General features: G+C 57.8%; 13 protein-coding genes, 3 pseudogenes and 1 other annotated feature. Of the genes and pseudogenes, 10 read left to right on the top strand and 6 right to left on the bottom strand.

The genetic code is table 11. The annotated features are described in order from the left end of the window. Window positions 1–20: 20 nt before the first annotated feature. A pseudogene (locus KS03_RS29155) lies at window positions 21–353 on the top strand (integrase core domain-containing protein); the annotation flags it as partial. Between the two features lie 31 nt (window positions 354–384). On the opposite strand, the gene KS03_RS00460 reads toward KS03_RS29155, so the two are convergent. The 3 genes from KS03_RS00460 to KS03_RS29150 all read right to left on the bottom strand — a co-directional run bounded on the left by KS03_RS00460 (window position 385) and on the right by KS03_RS29150 (window position 4,805). Continuing rightward, window positions 385–2,919, bottom strand: coding sequence for a hybrid sensor histidine kinase/response regulator (locus tag KS03_RS00460; protein ID WP_158335140.1), 2,535 nt, complete (start codon window positions 2,917–2,919; stop codon window positions 385–387). 149 nt (window positions 2,920–3,068) lie between these two features. Continuing rightward, the gene (locus tag KS03_RS00455) at window positions 3,069–3,848 is read right to left on the bottom strand and encodes a response regulator transcription factor (RefSeq protein ID WP_012734079.1); all 780 of its coding nucleotides are present in this window, start codon (window positions 3,846–3,848) and stop codon (window positions 3,069–3,071) included. Window positions 3,849–4,067: 219 nt separating this feature from the next. Beyond that, on the bottom strand, window positions 4,068–4,805 hold the full coding sequence (locus KS03_RS29150) for a response regulator transcription factor (RefSeq protein ID WP_017423070.1): 738 nt from the start codon (window positions 4,803–4,805) through the stop codon (window positions 4,068–4,070). 214 nt (window positions 4,806–5,019) lie between these two features. Here KS03_RS29150 and KS03_RS29145 point away from each other — a divergent pair. Next, a pseudogene (locus KS03_RS29145) lies at window positions 5,020–5,823 on the top strand (IS5 family transposase). A gap of 37 nt (window positions 5,824–5,860) precedes the next feature. Here KS03_RS29145 and KS03_RS29140 read toward each other — a convergent pair. Beyond that, window positions 5,861–6,666 (bottom strand): IS5 family transposase gene (locus KS03_RS29140; protein WP_085962370.1). Its coding sequence is split into 2 segments (ribosomal slippage): window positions 5,861–6,336 and window positions 6,336–6,666, totalling 807 coding nucleotides; the frame shifts between segments, so codons are not numbered across the junction. Window positions 6,667–7,364: 698 nt separating this feature from the next. Here KS03_RS29140 and KS03_RS30710 point away from each other — a divergent pair. Together KS03_RS30710 and KS03_RS29135 are read left to right on the top strand one after the other, a co-directional pair. Then, window positions 7,365–8,852: a hypothetical protein gene (locus KS03_RS30710; protein ID WP_124837819.1), complete on the top strand. Its 1,488-nt coding sequence runs from the start codon at window positions 7,365–7,367 to the stop codon at window positions 8,850–8,852. 95 nt (window positions 8,853–8,947) lie between these two features. After that, a complete protein-coding gene (locus KS03_RS29135) occupies window positions 8,948–10,795 on the top strand; it encodes a clostripain-related cysteine peptidase (protein ID WP_012734082.1) in 1,848 nt (615 codons plus the stop codon). 109 nt (window positions 10,796–10,904) lie between these two features. Here KS03_RS29135 and KS03_RS00430 read toward each other — a convergent pair. Both KS03_RS00430 and KS03_RS29130 read right to left on the bottom strand, forming a co-directional pair. Continuing rightward, window positions 10,905–12,142 (bottom strand): IS3-like element IS1416 family transposase gene (locus KS03_RS00430; protein ID WP_085962428.1). Its coding sequence is split into 2 segments (ribosomal slippage): window positions 10,905–11,851 and window positions 11,851–12,142, totalling 1,239 coding nucleotides; the frame shifts between segments, so codons are not numbered across the junction. Then, window positions 11,745–11,861: a sequence feature (AL1L pseudoknot), on the bottom strand. (Overlaps the previous gene by 117 nt.) Before the next feature lie 50 nt (window positions 12,143–12,192). Then, window positions 12,193–12,327: pseudogene (locus KS03_RS29130) on the bottom strand (transposase); the annotation flags it as partial. An 865-nt stretch (window positions 12,328–13,192) separates the two neighbouring features. On the opposite strand from KS03_RS29130, the gene KS03_RS00420 reads away from it, so the two are divergent. From KS03_RS00420 to KS03_RS00395, 6 genes are all read left to right on the top strand, one after another. Further along, window positions 13,193–13,447, top strand: coding sequence for a type II toxin-antitoxin system Phd/YefM family antitoxin (locus KS03_RS00420; RefSeq protein WP_012734091.1), 255 nt, complete (start codon window positions 13,193–13,195; stop codon window positions 13,445–13,447). Then, window positions 13,438–13,848 (top strand): type II toxin-antitoxin system VapC family toxin, encoded by a 411-nt coding sequence (locus tag KS03_RS00415; RefSeq protein WP_039203971.1) that lies wholly within the window; start codon window positions 13,438–13,440, stop codon window positions 13,846–13,848. Before KS03_RS00420 ends, KS03_RS00415 begins: the two co-directional genes overlap by 10 nt. A gap of 62 nt (window positions 13,849–13,910) precedes the next feature. Further along, window positions 13,911–14,228: a hypothetical protein gene (locus KS03_RS00410; protein WP_017433735.1), complete on the top strand. Its 318-nt coding sequence runs from the start codon at window positions 13,911–13,913 to the stop codon at window positions 14,226–14,228. A gap of 34 nt (window positions 14,229–14,262) precedes the next feature. Beyond that, window positions 14,263–14,643, top strand: a complete 381-nt coding sequence (locus tag KS03_RS00405) for a hypothetical protein (RefSeq protein ID WP_012734093.1) — start codon at window positions 14,263–14,265, stop codon at window positions 14,641–14,643. Continuing rightward, the gene (locus KS03_RS00400) at window positions 14,640–16,481 is read left to right on the top strand and encodes a site-specific integrase (RefSeq protein ID WP_012734094.1); all 1,842 of its coding nucleotides are present in this window, start codon (window positions 14,640–14,642) and stop codon (window positions 16,479–16,481) included. The genes KS03_RS00405 and KS03_RS00400 overlap by 4 nt, the downstream gene beginning before the upstream one ends. Before the next feature lie 126 nt (window positions 16,482–16,607). Continuing rightward, a complete protein-coding gene (locus tag KS03_RS00395; protein ID WP_127913983.1) occupies window positions 16,608–16,919 on the top strand; it encodes a hypothetical protein in 312 nt (103 codons plus the stop codon). Window positions 16,920–17,341: the final 422 nt, after the last annotated feature.

Below are 17,341 nucleotides of genomic sequence, written 5' to 3'. Positions count from 1 at the left end.
TCGTTAAAAGACCGCGTACGATACACCACTCCGATAGAGGGGCCCAATACGTCAGCATTCGCTACAGCGAACGGCTGGCTGATGCCGGCATTGAGCCGTCGGTCGGCAGCCGGGGCGACAGCTACGATAATGCGCCGGCTGAAACGATCAACGGCCTGTACAAGACGGAATTGATTCATCGGCGCGCCCCATGGAAGACGAGGGAATCTGTCGAACTGGCAACCCTCGAATGGGTCGCCTGGTACAACCATTGTCGGCTCATGGAACCGCTCGGCTATATCCCGCCCGCCGAGGCTGAGGCAAACTACTACAGGCAACTCAGAAATGCTGGCGGAGTGCCTGCATTACCTTAAACCAACCGGCCTCCACGATTCCCGGTGCGGTTCAAAGCATTGTTTGAAGTTCCCGCAACTCTCCTCTTTTTGCCAATTGACTAACTTTGGCGGCAAAGGGCGCATGCTGTGGCGCTATCTGAGATATCTTTTCCGCCCAGTCGAGCAAATCGGATATAGCCCCCAGTTCGATTAGCGTACGTGCTTCGTCAAGCAACTCCGGAGAGGGGGGGGCGAGAACCAGTGGGTTTTGCGATACTGGCTGCGAAGGTCGATGCTCACGTTGCATATCCAGCAGCATCGCGATTGTGTTACGCAAATCGGCAAGACTGATTGGCTTGAGCAGCTGTGCGTCAAAATATTCGGTCGCATCTGGTTGTGTCGTTTGACTGAATGGGACAGCGGAAACCAGAACGACTGGGACATGTGGTCGGTAGCTGCGTGCGACGGCCAAGACGTCGTGCCCGGAAGCTTCCGGCATGAACTGATCTGTTAGGACGAGTGCCGGGGCCGGTCGATCCTCCGCTATCAGTCTCCGAATGGCTGACGCGCCATTATCGTAAGCTTCAACCTCGAACCCGAGACTGAGCAAATCTCCGCGCAACAATTCTCGAATCTCGGCAGTATCCTCCGCCAACAGCACGAGTTTTCCGGCCCCGTCTATGAGTGGAAGCGTTTCGGCGGATTCATGCAAGCCCAGGCTGCCGACTTCCGATTCGTCCAGCTCATTGACCGTAAGCTCAATGATGATCGTAGTTCCGATTCCTGGGCTACTGTCAAATGTTAAAGAAGCGCCCATTCGGTCGGTCCATAGCTTGACGATAGAAAGCCCCAGGCCTATACCTGGCCTATGGTTCTGCTCCCCTACGCGCACGAACGGTTCGAAAACGCGCTCGTGATCGGCGATAGCAACGCCGCATCCGTTGTCGGATATGGAGAAGCGTAGATTACAGCGACCCCGCGCACCATCGAAACGGTTAGCGCTGACAGTTAACACGATCCTACCGTGGCTTGTGAACTTGGCAGCGTTGTCTAGCAGGTTGTCAAGCACCTGATGCATACGCTGTTCATCAAGTTCGATGATTGGCGGCAGATCGCCGACGACGTTCAGAGAAAACTCATTAGCGCTGCGTTTCGCGAGTGCATCGCCGTGCTGTGAGACTACATCCAGTAGAGCATAGGTGTACACAGGTCGGGGTGACAGCGTGTCCGCTTCGCGCCCCCTGGCATAGTCGATCAGGTCGTTGACCATGCCGAGCATGTGGTTAGCGCTCCGGCGGATTACTCGACCGCGTTCTGCATCCTCGCGACCGTCCGCTTGGATAAGATCGGCGAAGCCGATAATCGACGTAAGCGGTGTTCTGAGGTCGTGACTAATTCGAGCGAGAAAGTTACTCTTTGCCCGCATCGCGCCGTCGGCCTGTTCAAGTGCACTCTGCAGTTCACGAGTACGCGTAACAACCGCGCTCTCGAGTCGCTCCTGAGTGGCCTCACGTTCAGCCAGAAGCAACCGCTGCGCTTGTCGTTGCTCAAGCAGCAACTGACGAGACCTGCGGCCAACGATCATCGATAGCAAAACTAGAATGCCGATGCTGTCCCAGATCTGTGCAGTGCCCGTGCTATAACTTGTGGAAAGGAATCCGCAGAGAACACCGATGCGAATGAAGAACGTCGCACAGTCGGGAAGAAAAGCTATGAAGATAAGTCGCGCGTTCGCCAACTTTTTCCGATACGCATGGGCCACCGATGCTATCCATACTAGATTACAAAGGAATGTGCCCTGGACCGCGACCGCTGCGCTTGTGCGATAGTCTCCGAACGCAGTCCAGGCGGAAGCGACGACAAACGCTGCAATCATGATCTTGTAAGCCCAGCGCCATACGCAGAATCTGTCAAGCCCGATGAACGAATACAGAAGGGCCGAGAACAGAGCGACAGCAATATTGCCCGCGACGCTCGGCAACCTCACCAGCAAGTCGCCGCCTTGAGGCAGAAGGAGCGCGTAAAGGTAGCCTTCAAAGGCGAGTTCGTAGATGACTTCGGATACCACGGTCGCTGTCAGTATCACGAAGACACGGTCGCGCCAGACAGCCGCAAGCACTGCCGAGAAAACGGACATGGCGAGCATGGCTCCCGTCAGCAGCATATGAGCCGTGATGTCGCGTCGGGCCTCGACCTGGAAATTCCTTGGATGCCAGATATACAACGATAATGTGAGCGATGAGCGGCTTCGCACACGGATCAGATACCGCAGTTGCTGACCGGGTGCGAGCGTGATGGGAAACGCTGTTCTGACGGTGTCGAGCGGCCGATCCGCAATGGGTGCTCCAATTCCAGAGCGGTAACGCAAATTGGCCGCGTTGCCATCTTGATCGACTATGTAGAAAGCAACGTCTTCAAGACGTACTGGATCCACTGAGATCCAACGCGTGGTCGCTTGCGCCCCTTCATTTACAAGCGCCCCTGCGATCCAGATGGCAGACGACGTGAACCCTCGTGACAAATCCCCCATGGCCGCACGCTGCCAGCCATCGCTGCGCAAAACGGTGTCAGCTGTTAGGATCGCAGTGCGATCGTCGAACAGCATGATATCGTTCGCTAGAGATCGTTGCGCGGAACTTGACGCGACGTCGATTGCAGGAGGCCATCGCAGGTCAGCCGAAAATACGCTCAATGCGAATGACATCAGCAGCCACGCCAGCGCCAGTTGGCCACCCACACGCATGCGGCGGCTAATCATGGGTTGATTAGCGCTTCATTTGCGCCGTTGTTTCCGCGACGAAGCACGCTCGGGGAGATGCCAAAACGTGTCTTGAAAGCAGTCGCGAAGTTCGCGCCGTTCGTATAACCGACACTACGCGCGATCGTCACGATATCGCTGTTACTCTCGAGCAGTAGGCGCCTCGATTCTTTCAGTCGTTCTTCGCGGATGTAGTCGAATACTGTGAGCCCGATGCAGCGTTTAAGCGCTAGCGACAACCGACGTGGGGACGTACCGGCCCTAGCGGCAAGCGCTTCGACATCGAGTTCGTCCGCAAAGTTGGCGAGCACGATGGCCTTAACTTGACGAAAGAGTGCTAGGTCGATATTCGTTGCTTCCTGATTGAGGGGATGAATTCCAACATTCGATTCAGAATCGTGCGCGATACTGTCCAATCTCAAGTGAATCGCAATACGCAACCTTACCTCCTCGAAATGGAACGGCTTGGCGATGTAATCAATCGCTCCCGCCTCGAGTCCGGCAACGCGCTCCTCAGGTTGGGTTGACGCAGTCAGGAAAATCAACGGTACCGCTGAGGTGGCGGGGTCGCATTTCAGTTTGCGGCATGCGGTGAGCCCGTCGCAATTTGGCATATTGATATCCATCAAAATCAGGTCTGGCCTGACGACACGGGCTTTGGCCAAGCCGTCTAGGCCGTCGCTCGCCATGAATACGCGAAAGCCCTGTTGCCGAAGGAATTCGGCCAACAGGCTGCGATCGTCGAGGTGATCATCGACAACAAGGACGCGGTTCATAGATCGGTGGCTCGATGTGCTGCAAGTGGAGGAATTGACAGGAGGGGTGTTGTGTCACCATTAGTGCGGATCGTTCTTTATGCCGCAACGTCACCCATCGCATCAGCGGAATGGTTTAACGAAGAAAGCATATCTCTCATGCCGGCAAATTTAGATGGTGGAGGGAAATAATATTCGACGCCAAACAAAAGAGGCCGATTGGCAAAAGGTTGCACTGCTTCATATGTCGAGTTTCTGTATTCGTGATTCGTTTGGTGAAGCGCCGAATCGTTTGCGGTACGCTGTCGAGAAATTCTGCCGGGTCCCATATCCCACTGCTTCGGCAATTGCCTGAATGTCAATGGTGGTTTGAGTAAGAAGGCTTACCGCATATTGCATGCGCGCTTCGAACAGAAACTGAGATACCGTCATGCCGGTGCATCGTTTAAAGGCCAGGTTCAAACGCAAAGTATTCGTACTCAACATTCGTGCGAGCGATGGCACGGATGACGCCTCGTGAAGACGGGAGAGCAGGTGGCAGCGTGCGTCCCGAAATAAGCGGGCGTCCAGCGTATCGCACGGATACGCGGCAATGCCTCTGCCGCGTGCGTAACGGCCTGCACGTGCATGGATGCTCAGGCGCAGGTGGACCTCCTTCAGATCGAAGGGTTTGGGTACGTAGTCGATGGCACCTAGCCGTAGCCCTTGCACGCGCTCGGCTGGTTGGCCAGCTGCCGTGAGGAGGCAGATCGGGATCGCGCGTGTGTCTCGGGCCGATTGTAGAAGGCGCATAGTGGTCAGGCCATCGCATACTGGCATGCCTACATCCATTAGGATCAGGTCGGGAATAATGGCCAGCGCCTTGCGAAAACCGTCATGACCATCACACGCGACAAAAACCCTACAACCTATTCCGCCAAAGTATTCCGCTAGCAGTAGTCGATCGTCAGGATTATCGTCTATGATCAGCATCCGCATTCCGGAAATGTCGTTGGAGCATGATCGTTCAATTGCTTGTGGCATGTACGTTCGCAATCGTTTAGCGACGAGTCCGACGCTCTGTTTACCCGGAGCTCCGGATTGTCTATGGGTGAAAATCCTCTTCTTGCGGGTTAACGGCAACATTTGCCGCTGACTTGAGTTCGCAACTGATGGTCAGCTCTTCGAACGACAAGCGTGACCTCGCTTCGGACTGAATCTCGGCATCCAGTCGCACATCTCGGTTCTGGATGATCCGGAATTTACCCCATCGCCCAAGGGCGAACGGCGGCGCACGGTCGACGACCGAGCTGCGCTCAACGGCATCCTGTATGTGCTGCAAACCGGTCTCCCGTGGGAAGACCTCCCGCAAGAGCAGGGTTTCGGCAGTGGCATGACGTGCTGGCGACGTCTGCGAGACTGGCAAGCCGCCGGTGTATGGCATCGGCTGCATCTGGCGATGCTGCGTCGGCTGCGTAAGCACGACCAAATCGATTGGGAACGCGCCAGCCTCAATGGAGCCAGCGTCTCCAGCCCCCGGGGGGCAAGGAAACCGGGCCCAACCCGACCGACCGAGGCAAGCTCGGATCGAAACGACACATCGTCGTAGATGCACGTGGCATCCCGCTGGCTGTCACGATCACGGGGGCCAACCGGCACGATTCGATGGCACTCAAGTCCACGCTTGATGCCATCCCTGCCGTGGCTGGCCTGACTGGCCAGCCGCGCAAGCGGCCGACCAACTGCACGCTGACAAAAGGTATGACTTTGCGCGCTGTCGACGTTATCTGAAACAGCGCGGCATCAAGGCCCGTATCGCGCGTCGTGGGGTCGAAAGTCGCGATCGCCTGGGCGGCATCGTTGGGTGGTCGAACGCACGCATGCCTGGCTCGCCGGATTCGGAAAGCTCCGGATTCGCTTCGGGCGTCGCCTCGATATTCATACCGCTTTGCTTGTCCTGGCTGCCGCCATCATCTGCTCGAGATTTGTGGCTGACACTTGTGTCAGCGGATCATAGTGACATCCGGCGATGTTTGTCCAATGGCTTAGAGTCGCTAACACAAGTCATCCACGAATCTGGAGCAGATGACGGCGGCAGCCAGGACAAGCAGAGCGGTATGAATATCGAGGCGTCGTTCGAAGCGAATTCGAAGCTTGCCGAATCCGGCGAACCAGGCATGCGTACGCTCGACGACCCAACGATGCCTGCCCAGCCGTTCGCTGCTTTCGATACCGCGGCGTGCAATACGAGCCTTGATGCCGCGCTGTCTCAGATAACGTCGACAACGCCCGAAGTCATACCCTTTGTCAGCGTGCAGTTTGCTCGGGCGCTTGCGTGGCGGACCGTTCAGCCCGGGTACCGCAGGAATGGCATCGAGCGTGGACTCGAATGCCATCGAATCGTGGCGGTTGGCTCCCGTGATCGTGACGGCCAGAGGAATGCCGCGTGCATCTACGACGATGTGTCGCTTCGATCCGAGCTTGCCGCGGTCGGTCGGGTTGGGGCCGGTTTCCTGGCCCCCCGGGGGCTGGAGACGCTGGCTCCATCGAGGCTGGCGCGTTCCCAATCGATCTGGTCGTGCTCACGCAGCCGACGCAGCATCGCCAGATGCAGCCGGCGCCATACACCGGCCGCTTGCCAGTCTCGCAGACGTCGCCAACACGTCATGCCACTGCCGAAGCCCAGTTCTTGCGGGAGGTCTTCCCACGGGATACCGGTTTGCAGCACATATAGGATGCCGTTGAGCGCAGCTCGGTCATCGACCGTGCGCCGCCGTCCGCCCTTGGGCGATGGGGTGAATTCCGGAATCAGCGGTTCCAGCTCCACCCACAACTCGTTGCTGATTTTGCGTCTTGCCATATCGCAGACGATACGACTTCTGCTACGTCATGTCTAGGTTATGTTAGCGGCTCTTATACGGTTTGCGGTGGACGGTCGCGTGACGCCGGGCCGATTCCGATCGACTGGGGCACAAAGAGCATCTGGTGCCTCACGACCTGGCTGGAGAATTTAATGAAGCGTAGCAAACCAATTCAACAACCTTTCAAAGTTACGACATGTACCGTACGGCATCCTGGGGGTAACGTTGGGCCGACCAGACGATGCTGCAAGGATGGCGTTATAGGGAGGCGGGGGCAAGTGGGGATACCTGCTTATCCTTTGCCTCCCGCAAAAAACGTGTCGAGATGCACGCAACCCGTGCAAACCGCGCAGAGTGGCGGATCGAGGTTGGGGTGGTAACCCAAAAACGGGTTGTAAGCAGGAAATGTACTGAAGAATGACGTGAAATGATTAAATAATGGGGTCGGTTTCTAATGCAAAACGAAAAGTCAATAATTTTTACAAGCTGCGCCCTGGTTGTGTGTCTGCTTGCAACCGCGGAGTTAGCAGGCTGCGGCGGCCAAGATTCACCCGCGCTTATCCAGACGTCAGACTATCCGAGTTGTGGCAGCACCGCATCATTGGCGTCGGTCCAAGGCTATCCCATATACCGAGTGTCAACGGGGGCGTTTGATAAGTGTGCGGTAATAGCACACTACAACGCGGGTTACGCGGTCGTGGCAACTGAAGATATCGATGTCTGGGGACCGACGGACAATGTACCGTCATTCAAAATCGATAGTGGTGTCTCTGCGACAGAGCCTCCAGACACGGGCTTGGTCATCAACACGGTGGCGCAGGGCACGGCAGTGCCCGAGGCTACTAAAGATGTACAGGCTGGAGGCTTTGTTATTGCAAAGTCCAACGAGGACGGATCTCCCTTCGAGTGCCAACTGCCTAGCGACAGCGCTAACCAAGCGGATGTCGACGAATGCTTGGAGAGTCTTAGGAGCGGTCAAGCGCAACTGGAGGCTCAAAAAACGGCGTCGACCCGGTCAGTGCCTTTGCGGGCCGCCGCGGACAACTCGCCCGCACCGCTTGTCGGCAATACGAATCCAGACCCAAGCGCATGGACGCTTCTCGGACAAAGCTCACAAGAAGTCAGTTTAGAATCATACAGTGACAACTGGTGGCAAGCTGATCAGAAGACCGGTAGCACTAAGGTCCAATTTACTTTGTACCGCCTCAATTCGAACACTCAAAACGATTATTATTTGGTCAAGGCTTCGTGGGAAACGACGCCGGAGCCTCGGGTCAATAAATACCATCCCACGCGTGCAGATGCATGTAAAAAGGGAGAATATTGCGGATATTATAATAATCAGCACAGTTTGGAGTTTTCGTTGTCGGTCCTGAGGGATGGCATTCCAATAGTCGCGCAGGTAGAAAGCTATATGCCGAAGACTGTCGAAAGAAATCGAACGGTGACAGAGAGAATGGGCGCGGAATTGGGATTTGGTGATAAGGGCATCGGCGCGAAAGTTAGTGGTGAGGTTTCTACGTCATATTCTTATGCTGCCCAAAATATAATTGCGTCTTCGTCAAAAAATTCCTTGCAGTTTGTTTCCTCCCACGCAACTGCGTACTCAGATATATGGAACGCCGACCCAACCACGGTCGGAACTGCCGGGACGATAGCCTGGGGTTTGTTCAGCGTTCCTGCTGGCAATCCCGCCGCCAAAGAGAGCGTGCAAATCAAGGTTTCGAAGCTCGAAGGAAATTTCGGGTTAAGAAGTGATAACGGTCTAATCTCGCAGACATATTTGTACGATTATAAACTGACAAGTCCGTATACTATAAGTTACTCAACGCCCGTGTTCCGCGTCAATGTGGTGAATGGCGACGACTCCCTCGGCCCGGTTCCGAGCGGGCGAAACAATGCGATTCGCTTGAAAGCCGGGGAATCCACTGAGCTAGCCATTACCGCAGGAAATTATGAGACGCCCATTCGTTTGGCATGGCAGGTGACTAATCTGCCCGACTGGATTGTCGCATCGGTAGACAAGGGGGGGGTTAATAGCGGAAACGGCAAGGTTGTCCTCACAGTGCGACCCAACGCCGCGCCGGGTACGCTCGGTTACGTCATGATTAATACTAGTCCTCGCGCCGCGGCAGGGTCAATGCGAGACCAGGATGTTGCGGTGCCAATTCAAGTGATTCAATAAAGTTTCCGATTTTTAAGATTTTGATGCAATGCATTGGTGAGGATCAAGGATTTTTTGATAATAGTTGTATTTTTTGAATGATATGGGGTTGGCTCATGAAAAATAAATTTTCCCGATCGGTGATGTTCTCGGTCGTTGTATTTCTTTCTGCGTGCGGTAGTGATGATAATTCACCTTTTCCTCCCAAGCCACAGCCGCAAGCATCGACGACCGTGATGGTTTATATGGTTGGATCGAATTTGGAAAGCAAATATAAAAGTGCGGATGGTAATATAGTCGAAATGCTTAAGGCATCACTCCCTCCCAACACCAATGTTGTAATTGAAACCGGAGGAGCCAACGTCAATAACGATGTGTCTCGACAGATACCGAATTGGATTAGTGTTAAGCGGCACGTACTATCGAGTGGGAAAATCCAGCAGATCTCTGATCTTGGAAGGCTGGACATGGGGGCGCCCAAAACATTGTCCGATTTTATTGATTGGGCACAGAAACAGTATCCGGCAGGCAGCTACAAACTCCTGATGTGGGATCATGGTGGAGGTTGGACGGGTTTTGGTGGGGACGAAAATACTAAAACTGCAAGCGGCTCCAACTCGATGTTATCTCTGAATAGCTTGGCTCAAGGCATTCGCGACGGAGTCAAGGCCTCGAATATTCATTTCGATGTTATTGGATTTGATGCTTGCTTGATGGCTACAGTTGAGGTAGCGACTGCACTTAGCCCATATGCCAACTATCTTTTGGCTTCCGAGGAGCTTGAACCGGGACCAGGCTGGAATTGGACATCGGTAATTTCGTCGGCAGATTCAGAAGCACGAACGTTTGGGAAAATTGTCGCAGATTCCTATATTGCGAAACAAGAAACTGAAAAAGAAAACGGAACGCTGTCACTCATCGATCTACAAAAGATTGGTGCTGTGCAAACCGCTCTGGAATCGTGGTCGGATTCAATTATAGCCAAAGCGAGCGCCAGTGATAATAGTTGGGCTAATATAGTATGGAAGCGCGCCACCTCGCTCGGTTTCGGAGGAACGGGCGACGGCACTAATGGAAATGGGTACCTTGATTTGGTTGACTTAAAGATTTTCTCGAGAAGTATCTCAGATATCGTGCAAGGCTCGGAGAAATTATCTGATTCTATCAGCCAAGCGGTTGTTTACAATAACGCCACTTCTAATTATAGCAATGCATCCGGATTGACTGCATATTTTCCCTCTCGTTCATTGAATAGTAGTGCTGGATCGTCAGCTTATCAAGCTATCAATTTTTCTCAAAAATATCAGAATTTTTCGAAAAATTACCTTTCGATGATTTCGGCAAAGCCGCGTATACATGAAATTGATGCTGGCGTCAAAAACGGAGCGATTGCGGCCGATATTAAGGCTGATGCAGGGATTCTTGATGTTGATAGTCTATTGTTTTCTTCAGTAAATTCTGATGGTACAGCAACGTTGGTGGGTAGTATGCCAATCTATGACAACGTGCAAAACTTCAGGGCGACAGTATCGGTGACAGCGCCGCTCAATGGTGGTTGGCTGACTTTAAACGGTTATCCACTGATTTTGGGCTATCTGAACCAACAGGATGGTGGCCAGATCTGGGGAGCGCCAATTGAATTGAATGGTGAACTTACATATTTGCTGTACACAAGAGAAAATGATGGAGGTTGGACTGCAATTGGTACTGCTTCTTCAATAAAAGACCCAGTCTATCGCGTGATGCCTTTGCCTTCCGCTGATGACAAGATTCAAATCTTGGGCGCGAAATTTGATGTGGAGTCTGCAAAAGCAGTGGCCTTGATGCCTGTTACTCCGGAATTTAGCACAGGCAACTTTGATCTTCAATTTACGTCAGTTCCGGCCGGTATGAGTCAAGCCGTTTTGGATACGGACTCCACGTTTGACGTAAAGCTTTCCGACATATATCCCCGGTCAAACTAGCTAACCCGGTAAGTATTTAGAGTCCGGTTCGAAAACCCTGCTCAGCTCGGCTGAAGATGTACCAGCAGACGAGCGTGAACCGCACCGGGAATCGTGGAGGCCGGTTGGTTTAAGTTAATGCAGGCACTTCAGCAGCATTTCTGAGTTGCCTGTAGTAGTTTGCCTCAGCTTCGGCAGGCGGGATATAGCCGAGCGGTTCCATCAGCCGATGATGGTTGTACCAGGCGACCCATTCCAGCGTTGCCAGTTCGACGGATTCCCTCGTTTTCCAAGGGGCGCGCCGATGAATCAGTTCAGTCTTGTAGAGACCGTTGATCGTTTCAGCCAGCGCGTTATCGTAGCTGTCGCCACGGCTGCCGACGGACGGCTCGATACCCGCCTCGGCCAAACGTTCGCTGTACCGAATGCTGACGTATTGAGCCCCCCTATCGGAGTGGTGTATCAAGGTCCCATCGTCGCCCGGTTGGCGCGCGTACAGCGCCTGTTCGAGCGCATCCAGAACGAAGTCCGTGCTCATCGACGAACTGACGCGCCAACCGACGATGCGACGGGCAAACACGTCGATCACGAACGCCACGTACAGCCAACCCTGCCATGTCGAGACATAGGTGAAGTCAGACACCCAAAGCTGATTTGGGCGCTCAGCCTTGAACTGCCGGTTGACCCGGTCCAGCGGGCGCGCAGCGCTCGTATCGGGATTCGTCGTGCGAACCCGCTTGCCGCGAACTGCGCCACGCAAGCCCTGCAGCTTCATCAGCCGCCCGACCGTGCAGCGTGCGACCACAATGCCCTCCCGGTTCATCTGCTTCCAGACCTTCGGCACACCGTAGACCTGCATGTTGGCCTGCCAGACACGCTTGATCTCGGGTTGCAGGACCTCATCGCGTTTGGCACGAGCGCAGCGTTTGGACGGATCACGAAGCCGCGCAGCATGGCGTCGGTAGCCCGACGGGGCAATCCGCAAGACCTTGCAGATCGGCTCGACCCCGAAGGTGTCGCGATGCTGATCAACGAAGGCTTTCAGGACTTGAATCGGCGGTCGAGCTCCGCCTGGGCGAAAAACGCGCTCGCCAGCTTGAGAATCTCGTTGGTACGGCGCAGTTCCTTGACCTCACGCTCCAGGGCCTTGATGCGTTCACGCTCGGCCGTGCTCACGCCATCACGTTCCCCACGATCGATCTCCTCGCGCTTGACCCAATCCAGCAGCGTCTGCGGCGTACAGCCGATCATCGGCGCAATCGATTCGACCGCCGCCCACATCGACGGATGTTCGCTACGCTGCTCACGTACCAGACGCACTGCGCGCCCCCGGACTTCCGGGGAAAACTTGGTTGCCTTCTTGTTCATGGCTCCATTCTCTCAAGAATCCGAGCCTCCACAAAATTCGGTGCGGTTCACACATACAGGATGCCGTTGAGTGCAGCTCGGTCATCGACCGTGCGCCGCCGTCCGCCCTTGGGCGATGGGGTGAATTCCGGAATCAGCGGTTCCAGTTCCACCCACAACTCGTTGCTGATTTTGCGTCTTGCCATGTCGCAGACGATAAGGCTTCTGCTACGTCATGTCTAGGTTATGTTAGCGGCTCTAAACCATTGATCACGTTTAACCGAAATCGCTGATCACGGTCGCCAAAATACGCGGTCAATGAAATTTGATTTATATCAAATTGAATTATTAATTTTATCGTTGTGTTTTTTTGATTTTATGTGTCGTATGGTATGCAAGATGGCATGAAAAGTACCACCCTGATTGATACTGGTGATCAATGGTTGAAGTTCCGGGACTCCGTTCATAAGCGATTTTATAAAGACAGGGTCGGCGCGTTAGGCTGCGTCCGATTTGTGGGTGCACCGTGAACGTTAATGCGGTGCTAGGGGCGAATAAGGAGGCGATGGGGTGATGTCGCCAAGCATGTTTGTGCGTATGCTGCTCCAGCCAAATTTGCATTGGCTAGAATGTATTTCGCATTCTAAAAATATGGGATGGATCAGTCACCGAATAAAAGAAATTTCTCTGCGGAGGCTTGTCCGTTTTCGGAGTGGTGAGTACATTATTTGCTGAGCATGGAAGTTTTTTGAAGCCGACTTCCCATTGGCTTCTGGGCTACCTAAGGTAGCCCATTTTTTTGCTTGTGAGTTTCTGGTTTGCCCCGCCCTACTGTGACGGAATGCGACGCTGGCGTATTGGCATGCGAAATCATGGAAGCCTGTTGGTAGGGTTTTGGGTGGTCCAAGTTTGCGATGGTGTAAGAAGGTACAGTTGTTTCAATGCCGTTAGCTCGTATTATCGGCATTGCGTTTAATGCACTAAAATGCCGTAGGGCTGAATTACGTGCCAGGTTTGCCCTGTTCGGATGCGCGGATTGCGTATAATACGTATTCGTTACCAGGAGCCGCCATGCCCACCATCACCGCCACCGAGCTGGCCCGCCACACCCGCCAGATCCTCGACCAGGTCGCGCTGCGCCGCGAGACCGTCGTGGTCGAACGCAATCAGACCGTCATCGCGCGCCTGGTGCCGGCCGAACCCGTCATGACCGCGGCGCAAGCCCTGGAGGGCCTGCCAACGAGCCTGGACGCCGAGACAGCTGCGCGCTGGCTACAGGACAGCCGCAACGGCTTCGAGGACGAGGTGCGTGATCCGTGGGCGTGATTCTCGACAGCTGCGTGTGGGTAGCGCTGGCGGGCGGCACGCTGGCCAAGCACACCGTCATCGCCGCGGCTGGCGAGGCGCCGGTGTTCATCTCCACTATCTCGCTCGGCGAACTGGCGTTCGGCGTGCAGGCCTGCCCCGATCCGGCCGAGCGTGCCCGGCGTGCCGCACACCTGCGCCAGCTCGAGGGCCGACCCGTGCTCGACGTCAACCGCCATACGGCCGCAGCCTTCGGCGTGCTGGCCGCCGCGGTCAAGCAGGCGGGCCGCTCGCCGCGCCCGCGCTACAACGATCTGTGGATCGCGGCGCAGGCCATCGAACACGGCTACGCGCTGATGACCCTGAACGTCGCGGACTTCGCGGACCTGCCCGGTCTGACCGTGCTGGCGCCGACGAGTTAAGCCATGCGCAACGTCACCGATCGGACCGACAGCGAGGACTCCCCGATTTGCCGAGGCACACCATGACATCGTCCTCCCCGACTCCGAAGGCCCGCATCGCTGAGACGTGGCGCGTCACGGTCTGGGGTATCGGCCTGAACACCTTCCAGGTCGATGTGTATGACGATCGCACGTGGCGCCTGATGCGCGTGGGCCTGCAGCGCCTGGGCGACTTCGAGTTAGTGGAGCTCGCGCGCGGCGGCCCATCGGTGGATTTCGAGGCCGACATCCGCGCCGCAGTGGCCCGCTGGCCAGGCACCGTGACGCTGCAGCGTGACTCGGCCGATGCGCGCCGCGCACGGTGGACGCGACGCGCAGGCCGCACGGAGCCGAATCCGTGAGGACGGCCACGACACCCACCCACGAGCCACGACCATGACATCGAACCCCCTGTCTTCGCCGGCGAACGATCAGCCGCTCGGCGCCGCGGCTTCCCGGCACGCGGATCGGTACGCGCCGCGCATCGAGGCGGGCGGCATCGTCTTCCACCTGCGCCTGGCCGGTGGCCTGCGCGTGGAACACATCGGCATTCCGTTCGAGTGTCGGGGCCGCGTGTTCGCGATCCACCGCGCGCCGCTGCTCGGCGTGATGCAAGCGTCGCGCTACGACGTCGCGGACGCCGCCACCGGCTGGTCGATCGCCGGGCTTCGTGGGGATTCGGTCGACGAGGCGCGCGCCATCGCGCTCGAGGCCCTCGGGCGCCTGTCGCCCGCCGAGTGGCAGCGCAAGTTTCGAGAGATGGCCAAGCGCTCATGACGAACCGCGTCCAGCAACTCGAGCTGCCGGCGCCGCGCACCTACAGCCGGACCGAGTTCACGGCCCTGCGTGCGCGTGTAAAAGGCTTGCCGACGGCGACCATCGCGCGGCTCTATTTCGACCGGGAGACGACGCCCTACGTGGACGCCCCGCACGAGCTCGACGCGCTGCTGCGCACGATGCGCGACGACCTGGTCGCGCTCGCGCTGCGCGAGGGCTCGAGCGTGCTCAAGCAGTACCTGCAGGAGAGCATCCGCAAGTACGGCGAACCGCGGCTGACGTCCGTGTCGCTGCACATGATCGAACAGGCCGCCGGCGCCTGGGCCGCTGCCAAGCCCGCCGGCGAGCACGAGATCGGCCGCTGGTTTCGGCCGCTCGTGGCCGAGCGGCTGGCCGGGGAGGGCATCCGGACGCTCGCCGAGCTGGTCGCCTATTGCAATCGCCGCGGCGGCAGCTGGTGGCGATCGGTGCCGCGTATCGGCCTCACGCGCGCCCGCGTGCTGGTGGCGTGGCTGCGCCGGCATGCCGAGACGATCGGCGCCACGGTCGACCGTGACGTCGAGGCCGCCAATCCGCTCGCCCCGTCCGCCGAGGTACTCGCACCCTCGCGCGGGCAGCTGGTGCCGCTCGAGCGCATCGCCATCCCGCCCGAGATGTCGGGCGAGCGGGGCGTGAACCGACACACCGAGTTTTCGTTCGTGCGGGCGAACCACGACCTGGATGCGATCGCGGCCTACTTGAACCGCTACACCGATGCGCCCAATACGCTGCGCAGCTACCGCCGCGAGCTCGAACGCCTGCTGCTCTGGTGCGTGGTCGAGCGCGGCACCGCGCTGTCGTCGCTGAGGGTCGAGGACTGCGAAGCTTACAAAGCGTTTCTGGCGAGCCCGTCGGCCGCCTTCTGCGGGCCACGTGCCGCGCGCGGCTCGCGCCGCTGGCGCCCGTTCAGCGACGCGCCGATGTCGCTCGACAGCCAGCGGTACGCGATCCGCACGATCCGGGCGGCCTTCGACTGGCTGGTGCGCATTCGCTACCTGGCGGGCAACCCCTGGGCGGCCGTGACCGATCCACGGCCCGTCAAGCGCGCGGCGCTGCTGCGTGTCGACCGGGCGCTGCCGCTCGATCTGTGGACCCGTGTTCGGGCCGAGATCGCCAGCTGGAGCGAGAGCCCGTCACCCGAGGCCGCCCGCTGGCGTGCGGCTCAGGCACTGTTGCTCCTGATGGGGGACTCCGGCCTGCGCGTGTCGGAGGCGGCCGCGGCGAGCCGCGAGCAGCTGGCCTGGCTACCCGGCGACGGCGAGGTGCCGGCCACCTGGTGGTTGCAGGTGATCGGCAAGGGCAGGAAGGAGCGGTTTGTCGCGGTCTCGGACGCGTGCGTGGCCGCGCTGCGCGCGCATTGGGCCGACCGCGGCCGCCAGTTCGACAGTGACCAGGCCGCCGGCGCCTTGCTCGCGCCGCTGGTGATCCCAAGGACGCTGCGGGCGCAAACGAAGTTTGAATCGGATAAGGCGAGTGCCGACGCGGCAGGCTATTCGGTGCGCGGCGCGGCGACCCTGGTCGCGTGGGTGCTCAAGCGCCTGCAGGCGACAATGGGCGATCTGAGCGAGCCGGAGCGCCGTCAGCTCGCGCGCACGAGCCCGCATAGTCTGCGGCACACCTTCGGCACGCAGTCGGTGGCCAGCGGCATGACGCTCGACGTCGTCCAGCAGTTGCTCGGCCATGCGTCGTTGCAGACCACGTCCGTCTACGTCACGGCCGAGCAGCGCCGACAGCGCATCGAGGCGGCGAAGTTCCACGCCGGGATGGCAAGCGCGCGGCAACAGCCAGGCAACTCATGACACGCGGCCTCAGGCTGTGTACGCTGACGGCTATAAATGACCGCCCAGCCCTCATCCTCTGATCGAAACCTTTGTGTTTAGCGTTCGGTGGCAAGAGTCTTGGCTTGAAGCGAGATTGGAGATGATATGGCAGCATCCATCGAATACGACCGGAGACGATTGTGGGTTTGGCCGGAGTGGGGCAGTAGCGGAATTTGGTTCCCTCAGATGGGGAGCCAAGCAGGCCACGGTGCGGTCAGCATGGTCACGCACGATTATCTTGGTCTGCCGGACACCTTGTCCGAGCGGTTCGACCGATGGATCGATTGGTACGATGAGTATTTACCGGAAACCCCCGATCAGTTTCCCCGGGAGGAATTCCACCAAGAAGGGCAGCAGCTGGCTGTCGAATTGGCTCGTTTTGTCGGCGGCACCTATTCTGTCGAATACGTGGGCTAACGCTTCAATTCGCACGCGTTGCCGCACCCGTCGAATTCACTGTGGCGCCCTGAGATCGGCGCGCGGCGCGTCACCGATTTCATCGACCAGCACGCCGGCACGCTCGGCTATTTGTCGCGGCTCGCCCTCGTGCCACGCCGGCAGCTCGCGCCCGGCGGACGCGGCGCTGCAGCCAATCGCGTGCGTGGGCGCCGCTCGAGGCGCTGCGCGTGCCCGCCACGCTCGACAGCTCGGCCGGCCTCAACCGCGCACCCACTAGGCGGAGGGCGATGCCGCGCGCCAGTACCAGACCGTCGACGCGTTCTTCAATGCCGCGCTCGATGGCGCCGGCGCGGCACCCGCTGCGGTGCACGAGGCGGAGGGAGATCTCGACGTCGGGCCGCCTGATCGGCCGCCCTCGCGCGCGGTGCGCGTCGAGCTCA

It is taken from the genome of Burkholderia glumae LMG 2196 = ATCC 33617 (assembly GCF_000960995.1).
GTDB classification, from domain to species: Bacteria; Pseudomonadota; Gammaproteobacteria; order Burkholderiales; family Burkholderiaceae; genus Burkholderia; species Burkholderia glumae.
Note: the sequence above shows the minus strand (reverse complement) of the source record. Positions and strands in the feature narration are given on the sequence as shown.

Bases quoted from the DNA above. Each gene is read 5' to 3' on its own strand.
- KS03_RS00410 (WP_017433735.1), top strand. From the start codon at position 13,911: ATGACATCGTCCTCCCCGACTCCGAAGGCCCGCATCGCTGAGACGTGG.
- KS03_RS29135 (WP_012734082.1), top strand. From the start codon at position 8,948: ATGAAAAATAAATTTTCCCGATCGGTGATGTTCTCGGTCGTTGTATTT.
- KS03_RS00405 (WP_012734093.1), top strand. From the start codon at position 14,263: ATGACATCGAACCCCCTGTCTTCGCCGGCGAACGATCAGCCGCTCGGC.
- KS03_RS00420 (WP_012734091.1), top strand. From the start codon at position 13,193: ATGCCCACCATCACCGCCACCGAGCTGGCCCGCCACACCCGCCAGATC.
- KS03_RS29150 (WP_017423070.1), bottom strand. From the start codon at position 4,805: ATGCGGATGCTGATCATAGACGATAATCCTGACGATCGACTACTGCTA.
- KS03_RS00460 (WP_158335140.1), bottom strand. From the start codon at position 2,919: ATGCTGTTCGACGATCGCACTGCGATCCTAACAGCTGACACCGTTTTG.
- KS03_RS00395 (WP_127913983.1), top strand. From the start codon at position 16,608: ATGGCAGCATCCATCGAATACGACCGGAGACGATTGTGGGTTTGGCCG.
- KS03_RS00400 (WP_012734094.1), top strand. From the start codon at position 14,640: ATGACGAACCGCGTCCAGCAACTCGAGCTGCCGGCGCCGCGCACCTAC.
- KS03_RS00455 (WP_012734079.1), bottom strand. From the start codon at position 3,848: ATGAACCGCGTCCTTGTTGTCGATGATCACCTCGACGATCGCAGCCTG.